Genomic DNA, 21701 nt, shown 5'->3' with positions numbered 1-21701 from the left:
AGTGCCGGTCTTCAATCCTCGGGATGTAAATGCGTGACGAGCGCCCTTGAAGACCTCAAGCTGCACGGCGCTTCCCTTGGCGTAGCTATAGTCAGCCGAGCAGGCCGGGACCTCGATCGTGGTCTTGCGGTAGGGATCCCAGAGCCATGCGCGCCCGAGATCGCCAGGATCGCGCACCACCCTGTATTTGGTGCCCCTGTGCCGACCCTCGCCATCCTTGTGGGCAGGATTCGCGGTAACAGCCAGAAGCTCGTCCGACTGATAGAAAATGTGGTCGAGCCGGATACCAAGTGACTGGATGGTGCAGTAGTTTACGTCGCCCGCGAGGCGGACGAAGATTCCTCAAGCTGTCGGGCCTGGCGGATCCGGACAAGGTTGCCGACTTCTACCACACGTCGGAGGGCAAGATTGGCCGTGTCATGAACCGCATCATCGACGCTGCCCTGACGCTCTTGTCACTCCAGTGATCATCCAGGTGATCGACAAAGTCCTTAATCCACGGTCGGAAATGCCACCCCTTGATGTCGCGATAACACTTCGCAGAAAGTACCACGAAGGGGTTCGCCTTCTCGAATTCGAAGCGCCCTTCCCTGACAACATGCACGGTGTGAAATCCGTCGGTCTCGTCGAGGGCGGAAAGGACGAGGACCAACTCGCGTCCAAGCACCGTCTTCGCGAACTTGTGGAGCGCCGTTTCGCCGGAGGAGATGCAGGTGCGGCCTTCGATGCGCGCCTCGTGCTGGAAATGCTGTCGGCGACTGCCGCGGTGAGCCACCATTCTCCGCTCGCAGCCTGGACAGATGCAGTTGCAGGCCAGACCTGACAAGGCATTGTAAATATGGACGGGTTCGCCAGTATCGGCGGCGTGGGCGACCAAGCGCTTGCCGTCGGACGTGCAACTCATCAATTCGCTGAGGGTCGTCCGGTGCATCGGCATCCCTGTTCACGGGACGGCGATGATCCGTGATTTGGCTGCGCCAGGCAAGCATGCCCCCTGACGGTGTCAGCCCTGCCGACTTGGGAACTTCGCCAGCAATCTTTCCAAGATCGTTGTTTCCAACGCTCCTGGCGGTCACAACATCAGCCTAAATGACCCGCCAGACCTTAGTGAGTTCTAAATGGCTGTAGTTGGTGGAAAGCGGCCATACCCGTGCTACACCCCAGCGTGATAACCGCGCGAACCAAGCGGAGTGTTGCGATGGCCCAGGTCATTTTTCTTCATGGTGCATCAAGGGATCCGCCGTTCACGGCAGACCGGGTTCTCTGCTGCCCTCATTTCGCGCGAGGTGTTTATTTAGCGAGGCGACGGCCCCAGCGACGACGATATGTCGGCACTGCTAGAGCGCTATGGAAATTGAATACGCTGAGCGAGCCTGACCGGTCTTTGCTGGTGCTGTGTCTCGGCCCGGTTCGCCTGCCGAAGGGCGAGTTGAAGCAGAAGGATGTCGAGCGGCTTTGGATATCTGACCGGAAGGCGCTGATTGAGTGCGGCTCGCGGCTGAAGGTACTGCGCGATTTCTACCATGATCGCGATGCTTCCTTGCGCGGCGGGAAGCAGAAATGATTGGCGCCGCCGTGATTCAGGAGCGCGTGACCACTGGCGTAGCCGCCGCCGCGACCACCAACATTCTTTGGCTTCCATACTTTCAGGACGGAGCGTCGCTCACGCTGACCGTGCTTGGTATCGTCTGGCTTGCTGTCCAAATCTATTACAAAGTCTGGCGCGGCAAGTAGCGCCTTCAATTAGCCCCTCGTGCTTCGGCATGGGGAGCTTTTTTTGCGTACTCCGGCGAAGTCACTTCATGGGGGGAGGCTTGAAGCGCAAGGCGACCGCATGCCGGCTTCACCTTTGACACCTGAACTCCGCGCAACCGCGCTAGCTTCCGCAGTTGTCCAATTAACGACCTTGAGCGATAGCAACCAACCCGTGCTTAAAGGCTTTACTCCCTGCGCTTCTCAATTCTTAGTTCAGTTCTTCAGTTTCCTTGAAATATGCATGGCCATCATAGAAATTAACCAGATTCTTGTACATTGGCACGCCAGGCTTTGCGTCGGGATAGACATAAAACTCCTGCGGCCGCTGTTCGAGATTTTGACACGGCCCGATCAGGCATTTCTTCAACGATACGCCTGCCACCGATACACCAGGCGTGTGTCCGATCAGGTCCATAATCGTCGGATACACATCTATGAGTTGGGTCTTGATTTTGGAAAGAGTAAGATTGATCGGCGAATTGACCGGCTTGATCATTAGCGACGCCATCGATCGCGCCTCAAAGGCGCTAAGCCGGCCACCAAAAGCCGTGACGCCTTTAAAGGCCGGATCGCCATCGCGATACGGATGTTTATGCTCCCTTGTCATGGGGTCGACTGTTTCGTATCCTACCCACCCCGAGCCATGATCCGAGAGCACCACAACAAGCGAGTTGTCGTAACGCCCAAGCGCTTTGAGCTCTCTCAAAAACTCCCCCATCAGGCTGACGGCGCACAGCGTGTGCGCCTTGTAAGCTTTCTTGAGAGAGCCAACCTCGACCCGACGGAATTTGCAGTGATTGTCCAACGTATAGGGCGCATGGGGAAGCAGCGCCTGCATCAGGACATACCTGCCCGTCGCGCTTTGTTGTGGTTCTTCCTTCATCATCTGCTTGAAAGAAATAACGGATTGGAACGGACTAAGTCCCTGATCTATGGTTTGCGGAATGTCAGCCGGCACATATTGCTCGAACACGCTGCTTACCTTGACACCAAGCGACTGCCCCCAACGCAATGCCTCGTTGGTGACTAGGTTTGGCATCGTCTTTGCCAGCCAAAGCCCCATGAAATCGGCCAATGTCGGATGCTTCAGCAAGGACACTTCCTTGTAGATATCTTCCGGCGAGCGGAAAGAATCCGCTTGATTGGTCTGCAACTGGTAAGGCAGGCCAACGATCTCTACAAAGTATCCAAGAGCCTTAAGGTCTTTGATCTGACCTTGGTCGAACGATCTGGTCCATTCGATAAAATCACCGCCTTGGTAAATAGAACTGGTCAAATAACTCGGAATGGAGGCCTGCGTGTAGGGATAATTGGAGATGTTGTCCGAAAAGAAGGTGAAGCCCTGAAATTCGGGTTCAAGGCCAAGCTCTCGTATAGCCGCAAGCGCATAATCGGACTGCATCTCATCGAGGTGAAACTGATAAATGTTTGGAAGGTCGCTCCGTGGAGGCGCCGCTATCTCAACTTTAATATCAGCAGGCTTCACAGCTTGTTGACTGTGCGGGGGTGGCCCCGGCGCATAAATATAAATCCCGACAACAGCGAAAAACAGCGCAGCACTGAGCGCAGCAAATAGATTTATTATGCCCGCGCGATGCCTAACGGCCACCAGCAGCACCACGATGGCGACCGCAATGGCAAGCTCGATCAGCGTGTTGATTAGTGGCTCGGCACTTCCTGCGCTGGTTCCGTCCAGTTTTGTCAACTGGAGGGGCGAAAACACATCGGCCAGAAGCACGAATGCGCCTAAGCCCCAGAAAAAACTGACCGTCCCCCGCGAAATGCGAACAAAAGCGCTGAGGGCGAAAATGAGCAGGCAAATTGTCGCTCCACTCATGAAAAACAGATGCACCAACCAGACGTCCAACTCCAGCGCCTGAGCATTTTTGCTGTACAGATCGACCGGAAAAAAACCCATGACGACAAAAACAGGAAAGCAAAGAGCCAGCGCTAAGAGTAGTTTGTGCTTCATCGTATTTGTTTGCCCGGCTTTGTGTGGCCGACCGCAGCCGACAATTTCCCGCTATTTACGCTCGAATTGGAACAAGGTTCGGCCCGAGCTTGACACTTGTTGCTTTTGCGTAATCCGCGCCACCGTTTCCAACGAGGCCACGAACAACTCTTCCCCGTAACTCGCGAAAACGTCCTCGCGTAGCGCGAGCATCTGCTGAACGGTCGGATCTGATTTAGGGACGAATTCGATTATGCCCACCGGCGCGATGGCAACGATCCACGCCACCGCCTGGCTCATCGGAATATTGCGACCGATTACCAGGTGATGTTCGAAAGCCAGCGCTACGACAGCATCCGCCTTGACGCGGGAAGCAAAGCCCTTGCGTTCGGCCTGTCGCCAGCCCTGATCCGGACTGGGATTGGCGGCGTCCAACCACAGCGGCAAGAAATTGAGGCCGTTCTCCGACGCTCTCGAAAAGGCCAGGTCCACGGCGCGATGATCGAAATCAAATCCTACGACCGAAGTTGCGCCCCCGACGAGGGCTGCCACCGAAAAGTCTCCCGAATTGCAGCCCAGATCGACGAAGGTTGTCGGCTTTACGGCAGCTGCGAAATCCTGAACGATTTTTCTTTTCAGAGAAGATTCGTCATCAGAATAGGTGTTTGAGCCTGCGTAGTCTCCCCAGATGGTCTTGCCCGTATCCGCCGGTTGCAACTTGGCGATCCAGTTGCGCAACTGCGTAAGTATGCCGTTGTAACCGGCACGCGAAAGCCGCCGCGCCCCCTTCACGCGCTGAACTGCGTCCTTGGGACTGTTGAGGGAGCCCTGCTCTAAATTGCTTTGCAAGACGACGTGGATCAGCGTCCTCCAGGAGAATTTATTGCGGAGCGAAATGATCCGGGAGAGATCGCGCGTCGAAATTCCCTCCAGGCCGCCCCGGAACCAAACGTTGTGGGGAACACCCTTCAGCGCCCTGAGAAGAAGCGGATTCAAAAACTGTTCGCAAAACTGTCTGTGCCCCAGCCAGTATTCGCCGGGTTGATACGGCCTGACGGAGAGAGTATCGATAAAGATCGGCTTAGGCCCGATGAACTGAATATTGTACGCACTCGCATCCGAGAGTGTGAACCCCTCGGCAAGCAGTTCGATTTGAAGATCCAGATGGTGAAGCGCAGCAGCTTGTAGAGCGAGAAAAGACCACTCATACGGGTATGTAACGATGGGCACCCGGCTGTGTTCAAGCACATAGGCGGCCGCGTTGACGGCCCTTGGCCATTCAGACCGCGGCAGCTCTTTTACCGAGATGGTTTTCCCGCTGGTCTGATAGCGCGTGTATATGCCGGCATCTCGGGCAGCCTCATAGTTGGCTCGCCCGGCTTCCGTCACTTGCCGAAAAATCCTGCCGCCAGATTCAAACACTTGACCCGAAGGATCGCGAAACGAACCTTGGTCCAACAACACTGCCTTGTTCACTGGTTGTCAGCGCTTGTTGCGAGCCAACAAATTGAAGATGAACGTCTTAAGACGTTGATAGTACACCGTCAGGATAGTCGTGGCCGTTGCGATACCAGCAATGAGCCCTTGCAGCAGCATGCTGCCTGTACCCGGATCCAAGTATGCATAGGCCGGCACAGCAAGTGAAATGAAGTACGCACACGAAAGTGCTAGTGTAAGCTTCATGCGATTCATCGAGGCCCCCTCTATATGCTAAGCCGCATAACGGATGCCGCAGCCCTCTGCAAGGCCAAATCGGACAAATTCGCTGGGTCAAAAGGCGAAAAAATATTCTGCGTTCGGGCCATCCATTAACTGAACGCAAGTATAAAAAACGAGTTTCCAATTATATGAATGAGCTGATGCCACAAATTTCCTCAAGGACGCCATGTCTCCGGAAAATGATTGGAAGTACGGCCTCGTCAATCGCGTTTGGTGCATCGGTAGGCATCTGCTAAACCCGCGATTTCGTGGGATAGTCCTCATAGCCGATCTACCACCCACTACCACCGCTTTCTTCCCTGCAGCCAGGCAATCTGCTGTGGCCCGCCGGCGCAGAAATGAACCCAGTGCGTCAACTTATTGCCTCGTGAGTACTCGTGGCATCAATTTCCTGCACAACTGGATCAACAACAACGTACCCGTAACAGTCGGTGCCGACGCCACCTCCGTGGGCGAACTGACCCAGAAACTGTTGAGGCCGGTCTACCCGGACCCGGCACAACATGCTCGTCAAGGCGGAATGCATCTGCGGGAATGTCCGCTACTGCCGTTCAGCCGACTTGATGATGGTCTACGGCGGCGGCGTCGACCCGATGGCACTGAAGTTCGATTGCAGCCGGTGCAACCCCCAAGTGACGATCACCCTGCTTGAAGTGCATCCCGAGCACCTGCCGAAGCGCCTGATGATCCACAAGCCGATGAAAGTCGATGGCAAGATCACCTGGCACACCGAGCGGTTTCGGGGATGACAAGGGCCAGCCCTGATCCAGCCCGGATGGAACATTAGCTATTGCTAATAGTTGACGTGCGCGGCAGGTGGTGCCCCCCATCGCCTGCCGAAGATCGGCCCCCCGATCGGGCCCGTGTCCTCCGCCAGAGGCGCGGGCTTTCGCTTGCCCAAGCGAAGCGCCCTAAGCGCTCCCGTCCGTTTCGCTGTCCTCATCGATTTGGCGAACCGGCAGATACGCGTTGGTTTCCAGCCACTCGCGCAACACAATCTGAATGAGATCCGACCGGCTGATCTTCATATCAGCCGCAATCGAGTTGAGCGTATCGTAGGTCGCAGGCTCCAGCGGGACGCCAGCTACGTTTCTGAGCATCAGGGCAGCGCGACGAAGGATGATTTGAAGATCCGGCCGCGACATGTCCGCAATGCGGTCGGCTGCACTTTCTAGCTCTTCGGCGAAGGATGCTCGGGTCATAGGTTCGAAGGGCAGGGGTCAGTTTCGCCTCAGGCGGCTTTGGCCTTCCGTTTCGCAGGAGCCTTCTTCTGAGGGGTCGGCTTCCGCCCAAGACCCGAGGCCTTCGCCAACGCTGATCGCGTCGCGGCATAGTTCGGCGCCACCATCGGATAGTCGGCCGGCAGCTTCCACTTAGCGCGATACTCATCCGGCGTCATGCCGAGCCCTGCGAGGTGACGCTTCAGCGATTTGAACTTCTTGGCAATTCGCCGGCTGGCACCGGGTTGTTGCTAACATATGCGGCGACAACGTCCGCCGTTAGCTCGGTAAGTGCCGCTGCGCGGTGATCTGTTTCTTCGGTCATTGCTTGTGCATCTTCCCATGTTTTTTGGCAGTTGCGGTCGTGGTCGCTTCGATGCGGCAACCAATGCGATGCAAAATGCGATCAAAGTTGTGTATGTGTAAAGCCGACCGTTGATTACCGTCAACTTTGTAACCAGTGTGGTGACACCGAAACGGGAGGTGGCGCTAACCACCTCCCGTCTGCCCGTGCCAACTGGCACTCGGGGTTTGCGGCCATGTCATTTCCAAGGTGACACCGCAAACCCCATCCAGCGTTTTCAATGTACAGGCAAACCGAATCCCGCGTCCGTCGTGGCTGGCTTTTCCCACAAGGTTTTTGTTCCCTGTGCGTTCTGGATCGGTGCTGCCGCTTTAACCGGCTAACGCCTCATGTGTCGCACGCCTACGACGTTTTCGGCTTCGGCTTCGCGAGAGGAACCGGCGCCACTGTCGTGGCCGCACCCGCCGGGGCCGCGGAGCAATCATATTGTACCTCAAACTGCGGCTGGACGATCAGGAAGGCCTTCTTTGACACGCACGTTCTGCCCGTCGATGCTAGATACTCGACCGCGGCTTGCTCGAACAGAATTTCAGGTGGCGTCGTATCCATCAAGGTCAAGCCTTTCAGTGCCCCTTGCCCCATCGCATTTCCAATGGACGACGTGATCATCAGGCGATTTTCTGCTGGCTTGTCGAAGATGCGATATCCGGTTTTCTGGCTCGGACTCGTAAAAGAGACGACTTTAACATTCGTGTAGTTGTCCATCGCGTATTGCATGCCGGCGCAGCCCGACAACGATAGCGACAACGCTAGACTTATAAATCTTTTCATCCCCAGCCCCCCAAGGCAAAATCCAGCATCACTCGATATTTGGAGTTGCGCAAGGTTTTGATGCCGCCTTCTTGACGCGGAAATCCTCTAGGGCTTTCCGTTTCTTCTCCTTCCAGGCATCCGCATTGGCTTTAGATCGAGCCTTCTTCTCGGCTCGCTCCCGCTGATAATCCTCCCATCTTTTCTCCGTCTCCCGACGGTTCTCCTCGCTGCGCACGGCAGCGACACGGTATTGAACCGCGTCGGCTTGTGGCACATGAAGGGCGGTATAGAAAAGCTTTATGAGGTGGACCGATCGGCCAAAGTGCGCGTGGTCAAAACGTGGAAAACCATGGGCTTCAAGCGCCGGAAGCATGGTCTTCTTCCAGTGCGAGGCGTGCTGTTTACCGACGATCGCCACCGCGATCTCCAGATCGCTGGCGAACAACGGAAGTCTGTCGAGAGCCGCGTTAGTTACAAGGTGGGCTGTGTCGGTCATTCGGCGTCCCCGTTCAATCGTGCGAGCCGCTCTAGCCGCAAGCGTTTCTTCCGCTGATCTTTCCAATAAGCCGGATCGCGATTGTTGACGTCGAGAGGTTCGGAATCCGCCGCAGCGTGCTGTGCCGCCTTGGCCTCTACCGCAGCTGTCCGTTTGGCTACTCTCGCGGCGAGTTTGTCTCGTGATGCCTGTCGCTTTACCTCCAGGCGACGCTCGCGTTCGGCCGCCTCGCGTTCCTTGCGCAAACGTCGTTTCTCATCTCGTTTTCGTTGGTCAGTACGGAGGAGATCCTTGTAGGAAGCGTCCGATGTATAGAATGCAATAGCGCTGGCCGTGACACGCTTAGTAGCCGTAGCCGGCGCGCGCATAATCTGCCAGATGTCGAGCAGATCCTGCTCTGAAAACAGCGCGTTTCGACCATTGATAGAGCAGCAGCCATACCGTTTGCCGATCGTTATCACGCCTCGCTGCGTCATCTTCAGCCGGCCGGCAGCTTCCTTCGCGGTGTAGATGGTGCTGAGTTGAGTTGGCTTCGGAAAATCGTTCATTCACAATGGAGTCCACAAAATGGTCCTGGAGTCCATATGGAAAAAGTATTATTCGACAGGTTACGACGGTGGAAATGCCTATTTGCATTTTACTTGCTACAAGAAAGGCAAACGTGCATTTGACGAAACCTAGGTTGCCAACCCCAAATTTGGCAATATACTCTGCGCTTGGTATGGCGGATCTGGCATGCTGGTACGGGGAAACGTTCTTATTCGGCGGCGCCTTTTGGCAGGAAGCCCTTCGCTTCCAGGTCCGCGATTAGGATGATTTCCACATAGGAGGCAACAGTACGGCGGTCAGCCTTGGCCGCGCGCTCGAGCGCTTCTTTCACTGCGGGTTCAATTCTCAGTCCGAGAGGTGCCGTGCGCGCCATGCCCATTTACTCCCTGTCTGCGATTGTTAGCAGATGCTAGTTGACAGTCATCTAGCATCGTTATACCAATGCTAACATCAACTAGCAATGAGGAGGCGGACCATGGATATCCATACGGTTAATGAGGCATGGCAGTTCGAAATCGGTGCCTGGATCACCCACAAAGACCGAGCGATGCCTTCGCTTGTCCTGAGCAGGGTCCGCACTACCAAGGGCGTTGAAATCTACGGCGTCCGTTCGTTCGCCGAAGTGGATCCGAACCGAGATCGGATGATGTTGGGCGAGGTGCTAAAGCCGCTTGACGATGCAGCCAAGGCGATCAGTCTGGCGCATCAGGCTGGTATCGCCTAGACATGGGCAAGGGCTCATATCGCCCTGAGTTGCGGGCTGTCCTGCGGAAAAAGCAGGACAGCCGCTGCTGCTACTGTGGTGTGCGGATGCGCGTCACGTTCAAGACCAAGATGCGGCCCGACTCCGAAACACTGGAGCATCTAGACCGGCGAGCCGATCGAGGCACCAACAACCGCGGCAACATCGCGCTAGCTTGCTACCGCTGCAACAGCGGGCGAGGGGATGTCGACTGGCTGACGTACACGACGATCAAGCGTGGTGAGCACTACGAAATTGGCAAATGGTGATTCGCTTCGCTTTGGCGTCAACTCTTTTATTTTCGAAATGTCAAATAAATTCGTGGCACTGGAAGGCGAATGAGCATATTATGGGGGTATTGGCATATCCCGCCTAAGTGAACGGCGGCCCTAACCGATTTCCCATTCATCATGGTCTGAATAGCACTGGCGCAGTCGCGCGAGTGTGGTCGTGTGCGCCGTCGGCGCTTTGGAGGAGGGATACATGAGCATCTATCGTTCTGCTGCACATACGGGGAAACGCCTGAAAGGCTTGTACGCCATAACAAGCCCATCGAATGAGGTGCTGGCGAGCGGGCTTACCGGCGAGGAGGCTGGACTTATTGTTCAAACGCTCAACGGCCATGGTAATGTCGCTGAGTTGAAAGAATGGTCACGCACTGAGAGGGCCGACAGATTCGCTCACCGTGTGGTGGAGATCGTCCGTGAACTCGACGTCGCCCCATGAGCAGCGTCTCGTCAACCGCATCTCAGCCCAATACGGCGGCGACAGCGCTTCGTGAGTTCGTCTGCGCCTTGGCACGTCGTCAAGCGCGTATCGACTGCAAGCTAGTTGCTGCAAATGACAACAGGCTGTCTGCACAATGAGGCGGGCAGCCATCTACTCCCGCTTTTCGACAGACCTGCAGAATGATCAGTCAGTGGAGGATCAGGAAACAATTTGCCTGGCCTATGCCGCGCGGATTGGCTGCACGGTCGTGTCGAAGTTCCACGACAGGGCGCGCTCCGGCGCCTCTCTGTTTCTTCGCGACGGGCTAGCGAACCTGATAGCATCAGCGGATGCTGGCGGCTTCGACGTTCTAATTTCTGAAGCGCCCGATCGTATCAGTCGCGATATGGCTGATCTAGCCGGACTCCATAAGCGCCTCGAGTTTCGTGGCATCGAAATCAATTGCGTGAACAGCGGCAAGATGGATTCTTTGCAAATCGGCGTTCACGGTCTCGTGGGCCAGATGCAGAGAGAAGAAGGCGCCAAGAAAGTAAGGCGCGGGCTTATTGGAGTTGTGAACGATGGCCGCCATGCTGGCGGGCGGGCCTTTGGATATCGCCCTGTGCTCGGCAGGCCAGGGGAGTTGGAAATCGTCCCTGAAGAGGCCGAAGTGGTTCGAGGCATCTTCAGGGACTATGCTTCCGGTGCTTCGCCGCGAACGATAGCGGCCGGGTTGAATAGCGAGGGAGTGGCGCCGCCACGTGGCTCGCGCTGGAACGCCTCAACGATCAACGGAAATGGTAGCCGCGGCTACGGGATATTATTGAACCCGCTCTATGCGGGCCGCAATGTCTGGAACCGAGTTCGGATGATGAAGGACCCGGCCACTGGCAAGCGAGTTTCACGGTCAAATCCTGAATCGGAGTGGCACACAAAAGAGCTTCCGCACCTTCGCATCGTGGAGCAATCAACCTTTGATGCCGTTCAAGTTCGGAAGGATAGCAGGGGAGGACCGCACGGCAAGCACTTGCCAAGGGCCAAGCGGCCCCTGTCTGGCCTTTTGAAATGCGGTTGTTGCGGTGGAGGCATGACCATAATCGGGAGCGACCGCAGCGGCCGACGCATTCAGTGCAGTACCTATAGAGAGAGCCGCTCGTGCACCAACGCCGCGCGCTACTATGTCGAAAAGCTGGAGCGCTTGGTCGTTGACTCTCTTAGGCATCAGTTGGCCAGCCCTGAACTCATTAGCGAGTACGTCGCGGCCTACCGAGATGAGCGGAGGAAAATTGAGGGCGAAGCCAGGCGCGGTCGTGCTCAGGCGCAAACCAAACTGGCGGGCGTCGAAGATCGCATAAGGCGTCTCATTTCAATGGTCGGTAAAGGGTTGGTTTCTGAGGACGAGGTCGCGGCGGAGATCGGACCTTTGCGGATCGAGAAGACCCGCTGGCAGGGCGTACTCGACGCGGCGGGCGACGACACTAACGTGGTCGAATTGCATCCGCCGGCAATTGAGAAATTCCGAGCCAATCTAGAAGAGTTGGCAGTCCTAATTGCCGATAAGAATTCTCTACTAGACATTGATGTGACAGGGACATTCCATCAACTGGTGGAAAGCGTCATTGTCAACCCACGCAAGGCTGGTGAAGAATACGAGGTGACCATCCGTGGTCACCTCTCAAGTCTGCTTGGCGCCGAAGTGTCGGCTATTGTGATGGTAGCGGGAGAGGGACTTGAACCCCCGACCCCAGGATTATGATTCCCGTGCTCTAACCAACTGAGCTACCCCGCCAGGGCGGCGAAAGGCCCGAAATCCGCCTTAAATCGCAAGGCATTTCGAGGCGTTCGCCAAGGTCGCGCGGATATAAGGTTGGGAGGGTGAGCCTGTCAAGCTTCGAACCGCTCGGCAGGGGCGCTTATTCTCGCTGCCGAAAAGCTTTGCCGCGCCGATAATTGGTTGCAGCCGCCGGGGTTGAGTTCGAAGAGGCACGTCGCTATGTCTCGGCCACGAGTTTTTAGAGTTTGAGAACAGATGAAGCCGCGCATTGCAGTCCTCGGTTGCGGATACTGGGGCTCCAACCACATCCGCACCCTCAAGGCGCTCGGCGCGCTGCACGCGGTCTCCGACGCCAACCGTGCCCGCGCCGAAGGCTTTGCCAGCGAACAGGACTGCCTCGCGATCGAACCGGACCAGTTGTTCGTCCGCAATGACATCGACGCCATCGTCATGGCGCTGCCGCCGCAATTTCATGCCGAGATGGCGGTGCGCGCCACCGAAAGCGGCAAGGACGTGCTGGTGGAGAAGCCGATCGCGTTGACGGTTGCCGATGCCGAGCGCTCGGTGCAGGCGGCAAAGGACAAGGGCCGCGTCTTCATGGTCGGCCACGTCTTGCGCTTCCATCCCGCGTTCGAGACGCTGAAGGCGCTCATCGACAAGGGCGAGCTCGGCGATGTCCGCTACATCCATTCGCACCGGCTCGGCCTCGGCAAATTCCACACCGAGAACGATGCGCTATGGGACCTGGCGCCGCATGACCTGTCGATGATCCTGGCCATCACCGGCACCGAACCGATCGAGGTGCGCGGCGAAGGGGCGGCGCTGCTCGACAATCTCAGCGACTTCGCGCATCTGCACATGCGCTTTCCCAACGGTTTGCGCAGCCATCTCTTCGCCTCGCGGCTGAACCCTTACCGCGAACGGCGGCTGACCGTGGTCGGCACCAAGGCGATGGCTGTCTTCGACGATGTCGAACCATGGGAGCGCAAGCTCGCCGTCTATCGCCACGCGGTCTGGCAGGACAGCGGCCAATGGGCGTTCACCACCAATGAGCCCTCCTATGTCGCGGTTGGCCAAGGCATGCCGCTGACGCGCGAACTCGAGCACTTCATCCATTGCATCGAAACGCGGGCCGAACCGCGCACCAGCGGCGAGGAGGCAATCCGGGTGCTGCGCATCCTGACCGCGGGTACGGTCACGCACACCAAATCCAATCCCTGAAGAAGATCGGGCCGCGTCGCGGCGGAGAGATCGTTGCCTACTCGGCGGGAACCTGCGCCGGTGACGCGGCAAGTCGGCTCAACATCGCCTCGGCCTCGGCGCCGCGCTCGGAGCGTTCGATGAAGCCGCCGCCGAACACGCGGGCCTCGTTGCCGTCGTCGGAATAGAGCACGCAAGCCTGTCCAGGCGCGATACCGGACTCGCCATCGGCCAATTCGACCGATGTGACGCCCGCCTCGTGACGCAGCATCGCCGGGCGTGGCGGCCTGGTCGAGCGGACCTTGGCGAACAGTTCCAGCCCGCCCGCGGGCATGTCGGCCAGCGCGCCGTCACCAAGCCAGTTCATGTTGCGCAGGTAGATCTTGTGCGTCTCCAGCGCCTCGCGCGGCCCGACCACGACACGGGCGCGCTCGGCGTCGAGATGGACGACATAGAGCGGCTCGCCGGAGGCCACGCCGATGCCGCGGCGCTGGCCGATGGTGTAGCGCAGAATGCCTTCATGGCGGCCGAGCACACGGCCATCGATATGAACGATGTCACCCGGATTGGCGGCGGTCGGCTTCAGCTTGGCAATGATGTCGGAATATTTGCCCTGGGGCACGAAGCAGATGTCCTGGCTGTCCTGCTTGGCGGCTACCGTCAGGCCCATCTCCTCGGCAATGGCGCGAACCTGCGGCTTCGGCAGGCCGCCGAGCGGAAAGCGCAGATAATCGATCTGCGCCTGCGTGGTGGCGAAGAGGAAATAGCTCTGGTCGCGATCGGCGTCGACCGGCCTATAGAGCGCGCGATGGGCGCCATTGGCGCCGGAGCGAATGTAGTGGCCCGTGGCCAGCGCGTCGGCGCCGAGATCCTTGGCGGTGGCCAGCAGATCAGCGAACTTCACCGTCTGGTTGCAGGAAACGCAAGGGATCGGCGTCTCGCCGGCGACATAGCTCTCAGCGAAGGGATCGATGACCGCCTTGCGGAAGCGCTCTTCGTAGTCGAGCACATAATGCGGAATGCCGAGCGTCTCGGAAACGCGGCGGGCGTCATCGATATCCTGCCCGGCACAGCAGGACCCGGCCCGGTGCGTCGCGGCGCCATGATCGTAAAGCTGCAAGGTGACGCCGACGACATCATAACCCTCGCGCTTCAAGAGACCCGCGACGACGGACGAATCGACGCCGCCCGACATGGCGACGACGATACGGGTGTTTTCGGGACGTCCGGGAAGATCGAGGCTGTTCATGGTTCTTTCGTTCTGCGCGGCGCTTGCATGCCAATGACGCGAATATAGGTCAAGCTTGGCGGCTGCGCCAGCTTGCGGGACCGATCGGCGGGCAACTGCCGGCCCGGTGACCGCGCAGATTTTTCGAGCGAATCCGGAACTTCCCGGCAGATATTTCAAATGTTTGCGAAAAGACTAACGCGGCGTTCATGATCATTACCTAGCTGTTAGGGTCTGCTTAGGCAATTTTTAAAGCTGTGGCGGTAACGTGGTGGGGATTGGGTCTTTGAGTTTTTTGTAGAGAGTACGATGACCGATCTGGTTAGACCGCGAGTCAAATATGTTATCGGGCCTGACGGCAGCCCTCTCACAATTGCCGATCTGCCGCCGACGAATACACGTCGCTGGGTTATCCGGCGCAAGGCGGAAGTGGTTGCAGCGGTGCGCGGCGGGCTTTTGAGCCTCGAGGAGGCATGCCAGCGCTACAAGCTGACCACCGAGGAGTTCCTGTCCTGGCAGGCCTCGATCGACGAATACGGCCTCGCCGGGCTGCGCACGACGCGCATCCAGCAATACCGGCACTGACGCTCAAGAATCTGCAAAAGGGCGCGAAGTTCGCGCCCTTTTGGGTTCTTGACAGCATTTGCGCGTTTCAGACCGTCAGCACCACCTTGCCGACCGGCTTGCTGGCGAGGAAAGCGTGCGCGGCGCCGGCCTGTTCTAGCGGGAAGGTCTTTGCCACATGCACGGTAAGCTTTCCCGCATCGACGAGCCTGCCAAGTTCCAGCAGGCCTTCGCGGTCGGGAACAACGGACATGCGTTCGACGCGGATGCTTCGCGCCTTGGCATCCGCCCTGGTCTTGTCGCTGATGTCGAGCAGTGACACCAGCACGCCGCCGTCCCTGAGCACCTTCAACGATTGATGGGCGTGCTCGCCGCCCACCGTCTCGAGCACCAGGTCGATGTCCTTCGCCTTGTCGGTAAAATCATCCTTGGTGTAGTCGATGACCTCGTCGGCGCCGAGCTTGTGGACGAAATCCAATTTTTTCCGTGCAGGCGGTGGCGGCAACCCAGGCGCCGCCCGCCTTGGCGACCTGCACCGCCAGATGGCCGACGCCGCCGGCCCCGGCGTGCACCAGCACGCGCTGGCCGGCTTTTATCGCGCCATGACGCACGAGGCCTTGCCAGGCGGTGAGGCCGGCCAGCGGCAATGCGCCTGCCTGGACGTAATCGGCGTGCGCGGGCTTGCGCGCGGTTTCATCGGCGGGCACCGCGGCCAGTTCGGCATAGGCTGCCGCCTGCTTTGGGAAGCGCGGCATGCCGAACACCGCGTCACCTGGATTCAGGCCGCTGACACCAGGCCCCAGCGCCTCGACGGTTCCCGAAAGGTCCCAGCCGAGGATGAAGGGTGGTTCGCCGAGCAGCGGGTAATAGCCGGCGCGCACGGCGCCATCGACCGGATTGATCCCGGCCGCCTTGATGCGGACCAGCACTTCGCCGGCGTTGGGCGAGGGCGCCGGGCGCTCGGCGATGACAAGGACATCGGGTCCGCCGACGGAATTCTGGATAATGGCACGCATAAGATTTCTCCTGATTGACCGGTCCCACTATCATTTGGAGAGTAATAGTCTCTTGTCCAGTATATACCGTTTTGATATATAGGCACCGTATGGATAGTGATCTCGACTCCCCCTACGGCTTTGATGCGTTCCGGCGGACCTGTCCCTCGCACACGGTGCTGGAGACGCTGGCCAGCAAGTGGGTTTACCTGGTTGTTTGTGCGCTGCGCCAAGGCCGGCAGCGCAATGGCGAGCTTGCCCGCAAGCTCGAAGGCATTACGCCGAAGATGCTGACGCAGACGTTGCGCGTGCTCGAGCGCGACGGCCTGGTGCGGCGCGAGGTGTTCGCGGTCGTCCCGCCTCGGGTCGAATATGAATTGACCGAACTTGGCCAGAATCTGGCGGGATTGCTCAACCAGATCAGATCCTGGTCGGAACAACACGTTCCCGACATCAAGGAGGCCCGGGCGCGAGCTGCGGCCGTGAATGAAGGGGAGTGGGCCGTTTAGCGCTCGCCCAATGCGTTGCGCGCCCGCTTGGACGTGCTCAAAGACGCGGATATCGGGCGGTTCAGCCGATCATCGCGCTACGACCGCCAGTTTCGGCCTCGCGAATCTTGGTGTCGCGCGATTCGAGCATTTCCGCCTTGGAAAGCTCCGCTTCAGCTTCGCCGAGTAATGATTCGGCGGCGCTTCGCTGCTGGGCGAGGTCGCCTTGCGAATTTCTGAGGTTGTCGCGGCGCAAACGGGCCGCCTTGGCGAAGGTCGGATAGGCGAAATGATTGATGTCGGTGATACCGGCCTTCTTTTCCTCGGCGCTGATCTGAAGCTCCAGCTCGGCGGCCATGCGTTCGAATTCGGCGATCATCATGTCGAGCTGCAGCAGCTGCCGCCGCTTCTCATTCACCTGAAACTGTTTCAGCCGAACGAGGTTTTCACGTGACTTCATGATTCGGTACTCCCGGAAACGCACACCTGCACATATCGTCCAAACCACTTGGAAAGGCCCAAGCGCTGCCCGTGTCCACCGGCTTTCCCCGCACTATGGGAAACAAAACCCTAAAGTTTTTTGCCGACGGTAACCATTCGTTTACGGGCATTGTTAATCATACGGGTCAGGACTTAAGGCCGGGTAAAAATCCGGCTGGCGACATGGAAGCGATGTCGATGAGTCCCTGGAGTCACTTAGTCCAGGTTTTTAATGTGTTGCATTAGCGGTTTGGCCCTGTGATTCGTTATTAAATTCAAGAGGGTGTAGAAAGTGGTTAAAAAATCTGGTACCGTCATCGACGCGGAATTAGGTTTTGTTAACCATTCCATGGCAGCCTCTGCACCAGGCAATCACTGCTCCGGTCCCGGATGGGTCGCAAGATGGTCCGGCAGCAGAAAAGGGGAATGAAATGCGTGTTCTGCTGATAGAAGATGACAGTGCAACCGCACAAAGCATCGAGCTGATGCTGAAATCGGAAAGCTTCAACGTCTATACGACCGACCTCGGCGAAGAGGGTGTCGATCTGGGCAAGCTCTACGACTACGACATCATCCTTCTCGACCTCAACCTACCCGATATGTCCGGCTACGAGGTCTTGAGAACGCTTCGTCTCTCCAAGGTGAAGACGCCGATCCTCATCCTTTCCGGCATGGCTGGCATCGAGGACAAGGTGCGCGGCCTCGGCTTCGGCGCAGACGATTACATGACCAAGCCTTTCCACAAGGACGAGCTGGTGGCGCGCATCCATGCCATCGTGCGCCGTTCGAAGGGACATGCCCAATCGGTCATCACCACCGGCGACCTGGTGGTCAATCTCGATGCCAAGACCGTCGAAGTCGGCGGTCAGCGCGTGCACCTTACCGGCAAGGAATACCAGATGCTGGAGCTGCTCTCGCTGCGCAAGGGCACCACGCTCACCAAGGAAATGTTCCTTAACCACCTCTATGGCGGCATGGACGAGCCGGAACTGAAGATCATCGACGTCTTCATCTGCAAGCTGCGCAAGAAGCTCGATGCTGCGTCCGGCGGCCAGAATTATATCGAGACGGTCTGGGGCCGCGGCTATGTGCTGCGCGAACCTGAAGACATCCGCGTCAGCGCCTGAGCGACGGCCGATCGAAATTCCAGACAAAAACCCGGCGGCAGCCGGGTTTTTGCGTCATAGACCGGTGGTAACCGCGATCCGACGGATCAGGCAGCGATCTTCAGGGTGCGAAAGCGCTCGAGTAGCTGCGGGCGGTTGAACGGCTTCAACAGATAGCCTTGGGCGCCGGCGCGTTTGGCTCGCATGATCGAGGCGATGTCCAGTTCGACCAGCGAGATCAGGATCTGCGGCTTGGTCGGGCTTTCCATGGCGCGCACGCGCCGGATCAGGTCGACCGCCTGTACATCCGGCAGTGCACCGTCGACGACGATGATATCAGGCATATCGGCGGCGCACATCTCCAGCGCGTCAAGCCCGCTGGCGGCTTCGATGACCATCATGTCGGAACCGCCCAGGATGCGCTTCGCAACTTTCCTGATGACGCTAGAATCGTCGACGAACATGCAGCGTTTCATTTCCGGGTCCTCTTTGCCTTGTGGCAATCCGGTCGCGTCGGGGTATCTGCGGCACAGCATAGGCCGATCTGGTAAAGAAGCCGAAAAGCCATTAGGTAAAATTTTTGCAAAGATGCCAGTTTGCAAGGTTTTTCTTGCAGATGCTTTGACCCGCGCTGTCAGACGAAGTTCATCTTTCGTCCGCAGGTCCATTCAACCAATATTACAGCGCTGAAATACTTTGCTGCTGGTCTGCGCGGATCTCAGGCCGCCGAAAGCACGATCTCTTCCGCGGTCGCATGGATCGATATCGTCATGTTGGCCTCCCGCGCCAGAAGCAGCGTATAGTAAGGCTGCACCGAATGCGCGTCGATCGGTTCTTCCGGCTTGTGGCCGGAATGCAGTTCGAGGAATTTCGGCGGCACCCGCAACATGGGGCCGCTCGCCGAAAGCGCGAAGCGAGGCTCGGTCTCGAGATTCTCCAGCGTCACCGAAAGCTTGCCGCCGCGTGGAATGGCGGCGTTGGCGACCAGGATCAGGTTGAGCAGCAGCTTGACCTTGTTCTTGGGCAACAGTGCACGGGTTCCATTCCAGATGAGTTCCGGCTTCTCGTTCTTGAGGAAGGCGATAGCGACGGCTTCGGCATCGCCGGTGTCGATCAGCATGCCGGCGGAACCAGCCGCGCCGAAGGCGATGCGGGCGAACTGCAGGCGCGCCGAGGCGTTGCGGGCGCTCTGGCGGATCAGCTTCATGGCGTCCTCGTCGGCGCCGCCTTCATCGAGCAGTTCAAGCCCGTTGTTGATCGCGCCAACAGGCGAGATGATGTCGTGGCAGACCCGGCTGCACAAAAGTGCCGCCAGATCGGGTGCGGAAAGGGTGAAAAGATCGGACATCGGCGAAAATCCCTGCAAAAATCCCATAAATCATGGCCGCGCGATCGATCGACGCCTGCCCACGCGAATCACGCTCTCTTCCCGAGCTTTCTGAATACACAGCGCCCGTGCGTGCAGCAACAAACCCTAAATCGCCGTTGGGGCCTATGGCGCGTTCACGCAGGCTGCTTGCCTGTATGAACGACCCCAACAGCCTTCGAACCGCCATCTTCATGTGCGAGTTTAATGGTTGAAAAAGGATTACGGCATAGTTTGCCCCTAACAGCCATCCTTAACGGCCGCCTAAAGAGCCGTACGGGTGCGAGGCGTCGGCGAAAGTGCTCCCTGACGGAGATTGGAAGCATGTTTTCCCGATTCTACGGCCGGAGTTTTCTCCGTGTCCTCTCAATGGCGATCACGCTCATGGGCGTTCTCGTCTTCTCGACATCGGCCCTGCGGGCCCAGGAGTACACCGCTCAGGAGATTGTCGATTCCGGTCACAAGTTCTTCGGCGCGACATCGGGCGGCCTTGCCACAGTCGTGGAGAAGATTTTTGCTTCCTATGGCTTGCCCAATGGCTATCTGCTTGGCGAGGAGGGATCCGGCGCGCTGATCGGCGGCCTGACCTATGGCGAAGGCACACTCTACACCAAGAATGCCGGCGACCATAAAGTGTTCTGGCAAGGCCCGTCGCTCGGCTGGGATTTCGGCGGCGAGGGATCGCGGGTGATGATGCTCGTCTATAATCTCGATGACGTCGGCAATCTCTACAACCGTTATGGCGGCGTCGCCGGCTCGGCTTATGTGGTGGCGGGCGTCGGATTCAATGTGCTGAAGAACAACAATGTGCTGCTGGTGCCGATCCGCACCGGCGTCGGCGCCCGGCTCGGCGTCAATCTCGGCTACCTGAAGCTTACCGAACGGGCGACGTGGAATCCGTTCTGACCCGAGGTCACGACCGGAATGTGTATACGCTTCGATAAGAATCCAGATCCGATGACCCATATGCGCCGCGGCGAGCCCTTGCCGCAGCGCCTGATTTCCGTCATGCCAACAGAGTAACGGTCAAAAGTCGCGACGGCTTTTGATCCTCGTATTGTTGCATGTCGGCGCGCGATAACGGATAGTCACTTGGTTCAGTCGGTCCTGTTCTTTGCTCTCGGCTTTCTCTGCGCCGGCTTTCTGGCGCTGATGGTGGCTCCGGCCATCTGGCGGCGGGCGGTCGCTCTGACGCGCAAACGCATCGAAGCCTCGATCCCGCTGACGCAAGCCGAAATTGGGGCCGACAAGGACCGGATCCGGGCGGAGTTCGCCATGGCGACGCGCCGCCTCGAGATGAACGTCAAGGCGCTGCGCGAGAAGTCGACCGAGCAGCTCATCGAGATCAATCGCGGCCGCGAGGCCCTGAAGGGGCTGGCGATGGAGCGCATGGACAAGAACCAGGTGCTCGATGAACTGGCTGCCAAGAACGCGGCGCTGCACCAGCGCGAGGATGAACTGCACCGGTTGTCCGAGCGACTCAAGGAGACCGAACGCAAACTGGAGAAACGCGCGCTTGAGCTTGAGAAGCTGGAACGCATGTATGACGACGCCAGCTTCTCCTCCAGCAGCCGCCAGATCGAACTTGTGGCGCGCGAATCCGAGTTGCAGAAGCTCGCCAGCGATATCGCGCTGCTGCGCGGCCAGCGCAAGGAGGCGGACAGGCGCAATCAGGAGATCGCGGCCGAAAGCAAGGCCGCGCGTGAGGCGCTGAAGGCCGAGAGGAAAAAAACCGCCGAACTGGACAAGAAAGTCGAACGGTTGCTCGCCGCGCTTGCCGACCGAGAGGAGAAGCTCGAACGCCGCGAGAAAGATCTGGCGCGGCAGCGCGAAAAAGCGAAGGCCGAGGACGGCGCGTCGGCCTTGCGGTTGATCAGCGGGCAGGTACAGGCGGACAGGCGCGACGACGTCGAAAAGGCGATCGCCAGGCTCGATGCCGACCGTGAGCGGCTGGAGGCCAGACTGACGGCACTGGCACGCGAGAACAAGCGGCTGAAGGCGGATCTGTCCGCCGCCGAGGCCGCCGGCCCGCAGGGCGATACACGCCACGCAAGTTCCATGCTGCGCGAACAGATGAATGACCTGGCGGCGGAAGTCGTCAACTTGACAGCCAAGCTCGAAGGGCCGGGGTCGCCGATCGCCAAGGCGCTGGAGGCGCAGCAGGATGCGCGGCCGAACAGCGGCGGCCGCAGCCTTGCCGACCGCGTGCGGGCGTTGCAGAAGGCGGCTGCGGCAGATTGAAG

Annotated in this window: 28 protein-coding genes, 1 tRNA gene and 1 pseudogene; 13 read left to right on the top strand and 17 right to left on the bottom strand. The window is 58.5% G+C overall.

The window, feature by feature from the left end:
- Positions 1–385: 385 nt before the first annotated feature.
- The gene (locus tag FJ428_RS07930; RefSeq protein WP_140879210.1) at positions 386–931 is read right to left on the bottom strand and encodes a hypothetical protein; all 546 of its coding nucleotides are present in this window, start codon (positions 929–931) and stop codon (positions 386–388) included.
- Between the two features lie 267 nt (positions 932–1198).
- On the opposite strand from FJ428_RS07930, the gene FJ428_RS30635 reads away from it, so the two are divergent.
- Together FJ428_RS30635 and FJ428_RS30235 are read left to right on the top strand one after the other, a co-directional pair.
- On the top strand, positions 1199–1564 hold the full coding sequence (locus FJ428_RS30635; RefSeq protein ID WP_224518889.1) for a hypothetical protein: 366 nt from the start codon (positions 1199–1201) through the stop codon (positions 1562–1564).
- Positions 1561–1734 carry a hypothetical protein gene (locus tag FJ428_RS30235; protein WP_181167238.1) on the top strand — a complete coding sequence of 58 codons (174 nt, stop codon included), beginning with the start codon at positions 1561–1563 and terminating at the stop codon, positions 1732–1734. Before FJ428_RS30635 ends, FJ428_RS30235 begins: the two co-directional genes overlap by 4 nt.
- A 229-nt stretch (positions 1735–1963) precedes the next feature.
- On the opposite strand, the gene FJ428_RS07920 is transcribed toward FJ428_RS30235, so the two are convergent.
- From FJ428_RS07920 to FJ428_RS07910, 3 genes are read right to left on the bottom strand one after another with little or no spacing between them, the layout of a single operon-like run.
- Positions 1964–3727, bottom strand: a complete 1764-nt coding sequence (locus FJ428_RS07920) for a hypothetical protein (RefSeq protein WP_140879209.1) — start codon at positions 3725–3727, stop codon at positions 1964–1966.
- Positions 3728–3778: 51 nt separating this feature from the next.
- Positions 3779–5182, bottom strand: a complete 1404-nt coding sequence (locus tag FJ428_RS07915; RefSeq protein WP_224518888.1) for a class I SAM-dependent methyltransferase — start codon at positions 5180–5182, stop codon at positions 3779–3781.
- Positions 5183–5188: 6 nt separating this feature from the next.
- Entirely contained in the window at positions 5189–5398 is a 210-nt protein-coding gene (locus FJ428_RS07910) for a hypothetical protein (RefSeq protein WP_224518887.1), read from the bottom strand.
- A 530-nt stretch (positions 5399–5928) separates the two neighbouring features.
- Here FJ428_RS07910 and FJ428_RS07900 point away from each other — a divergent pair.
- A complete protein-coding gene (locus FJ428_RS07900; RefSeq protein WP_140879208.1) occupies positions 5929–6174 on the top strand; it encodes a hypothetical protein in 246 nt (81 codons plus the stop codon).
- Positions 6175–6336: 162 nt separating this feature from the next.
- On the opposite strand, the gene FJ428_RS07895 is transcribed toward FJ428_RS07900, so the two are convergent.
- The 6 genes and pseudogenes from FJ428_RS07895 to FJ428_RS30230 form a co-directional block, all read right to left on the bottom strand.
- Complete coding sequence (locus FJ428_RS07895) at positions 6337–6627, bottom strand: ribbon-helix-helix protein, CopG family (protein ID WP_140781680.1); 291 nt, start codon at positions 6625–6627, stop codon at positions 6337–6339.
- A 29-nt stretch (positions 6628–6656) separates the two neighbouring features.
- A pseudogene (locus FJ428_RS07890) lies at positions 6657–6970 on the bottom strand (MucR family transcriptional regulator).
- A gap of 381 nt (positions 6971–7351) precedes the next feature.
- Positions 7352–7714: a hypothetical protein gene (locus FJ428_RS07885; RefSeq protein ID WP_140879207.1), complete on the bottom strand. Its 363-nt coding sequence runs from the start codon at positions 7712–7714 to the stop codon at positions 7352–7354.
- A 94-nt stretch (positions 7715–7808) separates the two neighbouring features.
- Complete coding sequence (locus tag FJ428_RS07880; protein ID WP_140879206.1) at positions 7809–8258, bottom strand: hypothetical protein; 450 nt, start codon at positions 8256–8258, stop codon at positions 7809–7811.
- Complete coding sequence (locus FJ428_RS07875) at positions 8255–8806, bottom strand: hypothetical protein (RefSeq protein ID WP_140879205.1); 552 nt, start codon at positions 8804–8806, stop codon at positions 8255–8257. Before FJ428_RS07875 ends, FJ428_RS07880 begins: the two co-directional genes overlap by 4 nt.
- A gap of 209 nt (positions 8807–9015) precedes the next feature.
- Complete coding sequence (locus tag FJ428_RS30230) at positions 9016–9180, bottom strand: hypothetical protein (protein WP_181167237.1); 165 nt, start codon at positions 9178–9180, stop codon at positions 9016–9018.
- Positions 9181–9282: 102 nt separating this feature from the next.
- Between FJ428_RS30230 and FJ428_RS07870 the strand changes: the two genes are divergently transcribed.
- The 4 genes from FJ428_RS07870 to FJ428_RS07855 all read left to right on the top strand — a co-directional run bounded on the left by FJ428_RS07870 (position 9283) and on the right by FJ428_RS07855 (position 12013).
- Positions 9283–9531, top strand: coding sequence for a hypothetical protein (locus FJ428_RS07870; protein WP_140879204.1), 249 nt, complete (start codon positions 9283–9285; stop codon positions 9529–9531).
- Positions 9532–9533: 2 nt separating this feature from the next.
- Complete coding sequence (locus FJ428_RS07865) at positions 9534–9818, top strand: HNH endonuclease (protein WP_140879203.1); 285 nt, start codon at positions 9534–9536, stop codon at positions 9816–9818.
- Positions 9819–10032: 214 nt separating this feature from the next.
- Positions 10033–10275, top strand: a complete 243-nt coding sequence (locus tag FJ428_RS07860) for a hypothetical protein (RefSeq protein ID WP_140879202.1) — start codon at positions 10033–10035, stop codon at positions 10273–10275.
- Positions 10276–10411: 136 nt separating this feature from the next.
- Positions 10412–12013, top strand: coding sequence for a recombinase family protein (locus FJ428_RS07855; protein ID WP_140879268.1), 1602 nt, complete (start codon positions 10412–10414; stop codon positions 12011–12013).
- Here FJ428_RS07855 and FJ428_RS07850 read toward each other — a convergent pair.
- Positions 11970–12046: transfer RNA gene (locus FJ428_RS07850), tRNA-Met, on the bottom strand. The two genes, FJ428_RS07855 and FJ428_RS07850, sit on opposite strands and share 44 nt — an antisense overlap.
- A 240-nt stretch (positions 12047–12286) precedes the next feature.
- On the opposite strand from FJ428_RS07850, the gene FJ428_RS07845 reads away from it, so the two are divergent.
- The gene (locus FJ428_RS07845; RefSeq protein ID WP_140879200.1) at positions 12287–13252 is read left to right on the top strand and encodes a Gfo/Idh/MocA family oxidoreductase; all 966 of its coding nucleotides are present in this window, start codon (positions 12287–12289) and stop codon (positions 13250–13252) included.
- A gap of 37 nt (positions 13253–13289) precedes the next feature.
- On the opposite strand, the gene mnmA is transcribed toward FJ428_RS07845, so the two are convergent.
- Complete coding sequence (gene mnmA, locus FJ428_RS07840) at positions 13290–14480, bottom strand: tRNA 2-thiouridine(34) synthase MnmA (protein ID WP_140496104.1); 1191 nt, start codon at positions 14478–14480, stop codon at positions 13290–13292.
- Positions 14481–14768: 288 nt separating this feature from the next.
- Between mnmA and FJ428_RS07835 the strand changes: the two genes are divergently transcribed.
- Positions 14769–15044, top strand: coding sequence for a DUF1153 domain-containing protein (locus FJ428_RS07835; RefSeq protein ID WP_006203587.1), 276 nt, complete (start codon positions 14769–14771; stop codon positions 15042–15044).
- Positions 15045–15111: 67 nt separating this feature from the next.
- Here FJ428_RS07835 and FJ428_RS30630 read toward each other — a convergent pair whose 3' ends face one another.
- Both FJ428_RS30630 and FJ428_RS30625 read right to left on the bottom strand, forming a co-directional pair.
- Entirely contained in the window at positions 15112–15501 is a 390-nt protein-coding gene (locus FJ428_RS30630) for a zinc-binding dehydrogenase (RefSeq protein WP_224518886.1), read from the bottom strand.
- Positions 15446–16039, bottom strand: a complete 594-nt coding sequence (locus FJ428_RS30625; RefSeq protein WP_224518885.1) for an NADP-dependent oxidoreductase — start codon at positions 16037–16039, stop codon at positions 15446–15448. Before FJ428_RS30625 ends, FJ428_RS30630 begins: the two co-directional genes overlap by 56 nt.
- A gap of 89 nt (positions 16040–16128) precedes the next feature.
- Between FJ428_RS30625 and FJ428_RS07825 the strand changes: the two genes are divergently transcribed.
- Entirely contained in the window at positions 16129–16527 is a 399-nt protein-coding gene (locus tag FJ428_RS07825) for a helix-turn-helix domain-containing protein (protein ID WP_140518299.1), read from the top strand.
- Between the two features lie 61 nt (positions 16528–16588).
- Here the strand turns inward: FJ428_RS07825 and FJ428_RS07820 are convergent, their stop codons facing one another.
- Positions 16589–16966, bottom strand: coding sequence for a flagellar export protein FliJ (locus tag FJ428_RS07820; protein ID WP_140496101.1), 378 nt, complete (start codon positions 16964–16966; stop codon positions 16589–16591).
- Positions 16967–17417: 451 nt separating this feature from the next.
- Between FJ428_RS07820 and ctrA the strand changes: the two genes are divergently transcribed.
- Positions 17418–18113, top strand: a complete 696-nt coding sequence (ctrA, locus tag FJ428_RS07815) for a cell cycle two-component system response regulator CtrA (protein ID WP_006203583.1) — start codon at positions 17418–17420, stop codon at positions 18111–18113.
- Positions 18114–18199: 86 nt separating this feature from the next.
- Here ctrA and FJ428_RS07810 read toward each other — a convergent pair whose 3' ends face one another.
- Both FJ428_RS07810 and FJ428_RS07805 read right to left on the bottom strand, forming a co-directional pair.
- Positions 18200–18568, bottom strand: a complete 369-nt coding sequence (locus FJ428_RS07810) for a response regulator (RefSeq protein WP_140496100.1) — start codon at positions 18566–18568, stop codon at positions 18200–18202.
- A 242-nt stretch (positions 18569–18810) separates the two neighbouring features.
- Positions 18811–19440, bottom strand: coding sequence for a histidine phosphotransferase family protein (locus tag FJ428_RS07805; RefSeq protein WP_140564027.1), 630 nt, complete (start codon positions 19438–19440; stop codon positions 18811–18813).
- Positions 19441–19827: 387 nt separating this feature from the next.
- Between FJ428_RS07805 and FJ428_RS07800 the strand changes: the two genes are divergently transcribed.
- Both FJ428_RS07800 and FJ428_RS07795 read left to right on the top strand, forming a co-directional pair.
- On the top strand, positions 19828–20364 hold the full coding sequence (locus FJ428_RS07800; protein WP_224518884.1) for an EipA family protein: 537 nt from the start codon (positions 19828–19830) through the stop codon (positions 20362–20364).
- 186 nt (positions 20365–20550) lie between these two features.
- Positions 20551–21699: a hypothetical protein gene (locus FJ428_RS07795; RefSeq protein ID WP_140879199.1), complete on the top strand. Its 1149-nt coding sequence runs from the start codon at positions 20551–20553 to the stop codon at positions 21697–21699.
- The last annotated feature ends 2 nt before the right edge of the window (positions 21700–21701 follow it).

Source organism: Mesorhizobium sp. B2-8-1, from assembly GCF_006440955.1.
In the GTDB taxonomy this organism is placed as follows: Bacteria; Pseudomonadota; Alphaproteobacteria; order Rhizobiales; family Rhizobiaceae; genus Mesorhizobium.
This window is presented reverse-complemented; position numbering and strand designations above follow the sequence as displayed.

Excerpts from the sequence above, each read along its gene's own strand:
- FJ428_RS07930 (WP_140879210.1), bottom strand. The coding sequence starts at position 931 with ATGCACCGGACGACCCTCAGCGAATTGATGAGTTGCACGTCCGACGGC.
- FJ428_RS30635 (WP_224518889.1), top strand. The coding sequence starts at position 1,199 with ATGGCCCAGGTCATTTTTCTTCATGGTGCATCAAGGGATCCGCCGTTC.
- FJ428_RS30235 (WP_181167238.1), top strand. The coding sequence starts at position 1,561 with ATGATTGGCGCCGCCGTGATTCAGGAGCGCGTGACCACTGGCGTAGCC.
- FJ428_RS07920 (WP_140879209.1), bottom strand. The coding sequence starts at position 3,727 with ATGAAGCACAAACTACTCTTAGCGCTGGCTCTTTGCTTTCCTGTTTTT.
- FJ428_RS07910 (WP_224518887.1), bottom strand. The coding sequence starts at position 5,398 with ATGAATCGCATGAAGCTTACACTAGCACTTTCGTGTGCGTACTTCATT.
- FJ428_RS07900 (WP_140879208.1), top strand. The coding sequence starts at position 5,929 with ATGCTCGTCAAGGCGGAATGCATCTGCGGGAATGTCCGCTACTGCCGT.
- FJ428_RS07895 (WP_140781680.1), bottom strand. The coding sequence starts at position 6,627 with ATGACCCGAGCATCCTTCGCCGAAGAGCTAGAAAGTGCAGCCGACCGC.
- FJ428_RS07885 (WP_140879207.1), bottom strand. The coding sequence starts at position 7,714 with ATGGACAACTACACGAATGTTAAAGTCGTCTCTTTTACGAGTCCGAGC.
- FJ428_RS07880 (WP_140879206.1), bottom strand. The coding sequence starts at position 8,258 with ATGACCGACACAGCCCACCTTGTAACTAACGCGGCTCTCGACAGACTT.
- FJ428_RS07875 (WP_140879205.1), bottom strand. The coding sequence starts at position 8,806 with ATGAACGATTTTCCGAAGCCAACTCAACTCAGCACCATCTACACCGCG.
- FJ428_RS30230 (WP_181167237.1), bottom strand. The coding sequence starts at position 9,180 with ATGGCGCGCACGGCACCTCTCGGACTGAGAATTGAACCCGCAGTGAAA.
- FJ428_RS07870 (WP_140879204.1), top strand. The coding sequence starts at position 9,283 with ATGGATATCCATACGGTTAATGAGGCATGGCAGTTCGAAATCGGTGCC.
- FJ428_RS07865 (WP_140879203.1), top strand. The coding sequence starts at position 9,534 with ATGGGCAAGGGCTCATATCGCCCTGAGTTGCGGGCTGTCCTGCGGAAA.
- FJ428_RS07860 (WP_140879202.1), top strand. The coding sequence starts at position 10,033 with ATGAGCATCTATCGTTCTGCTGCACATACGGGGAAACGCCTGAAAGGC.
- FJ428_RS07855 (WP_140879268.1), top strand. The coding sequence starts at position 10,412 with ATGAGGCGGGCAGCCATCTACTCCCGCTTTTCGACAGACCTGCAGAAT.
- FJ428_RS07845 (WP_140879200.1), top strand. The coding sequence starts at position 12,287 with ATGAAGCCGCGCATTGCAGTCCTCGGTTGCGGATACTGGGGCTCCAAC.
- mnmA (WP_140496104.1), bottom strand. The coding sequence starts at position 14,480 with ATGAACAGCCTCGATCTTCCCGGACGTCCCGAAAACACCCGTATCGTC.
- FJ428_RS07835 (WP_006203587.1), top strand. The coding sequence starts at position 14,769 with ATGACCGATCTGGTTAGACCGCGAGTCAAATATGTTATCGGGCCTGAC.
- FJ428_RS30625 (WP_224518885.1), bottom strand. The coding sequence starts at position 16,039 with ATGCGTGCCATTATCCAGAATTCCGTCGGCGGACCCGATGTCCTTGTC.
- FJ428_RS07825 (WP_140518299.1), top strand. The coding sequence starts at position 16,129 with ATGGATAGTGATCTCGACTCCCCCTACGGCTTTGATGCGTTCCGGCGG.
- FJ428_RS07820 (WP_140496101.1), bottom strand. The coding sequence starts at position 16,966 with ATGAAGTCACGTGAAAACCTCGTTCGGCTGAAACAGTTTCAGGTGAAT.
- ctrA (WP_006203583.1), top strand. The coding sequence starts at position 17,418 with ATGCGTGTTCTGCTGATAGAAGATGACAGTGCAACCGCACAAAGCATC.
- FJ428_RS07810 (WP_140496100.1), bottom strand. The coding sequence starts at position 18,568 with ATGAAACGCTGCATGTTCGTCGACGATTCTAGCGTCATCAGGAAAGTT.
- FJ428_RS07805 (WP_140564027.1), bottom strand. The coding sequence starts at position 19,440 with ATGTCCGATCTTTTCACCCTTTCCGCACCCGATCTGGCGGCACTTTTG.
- FJ428_RS07800 (WP_224518884.1), top strand. The coding sequence starts at position 19,828 with ATGGCGATCACGCTCATGGGCGTTCTCGTCTTCTCGACATCGGCCCTG.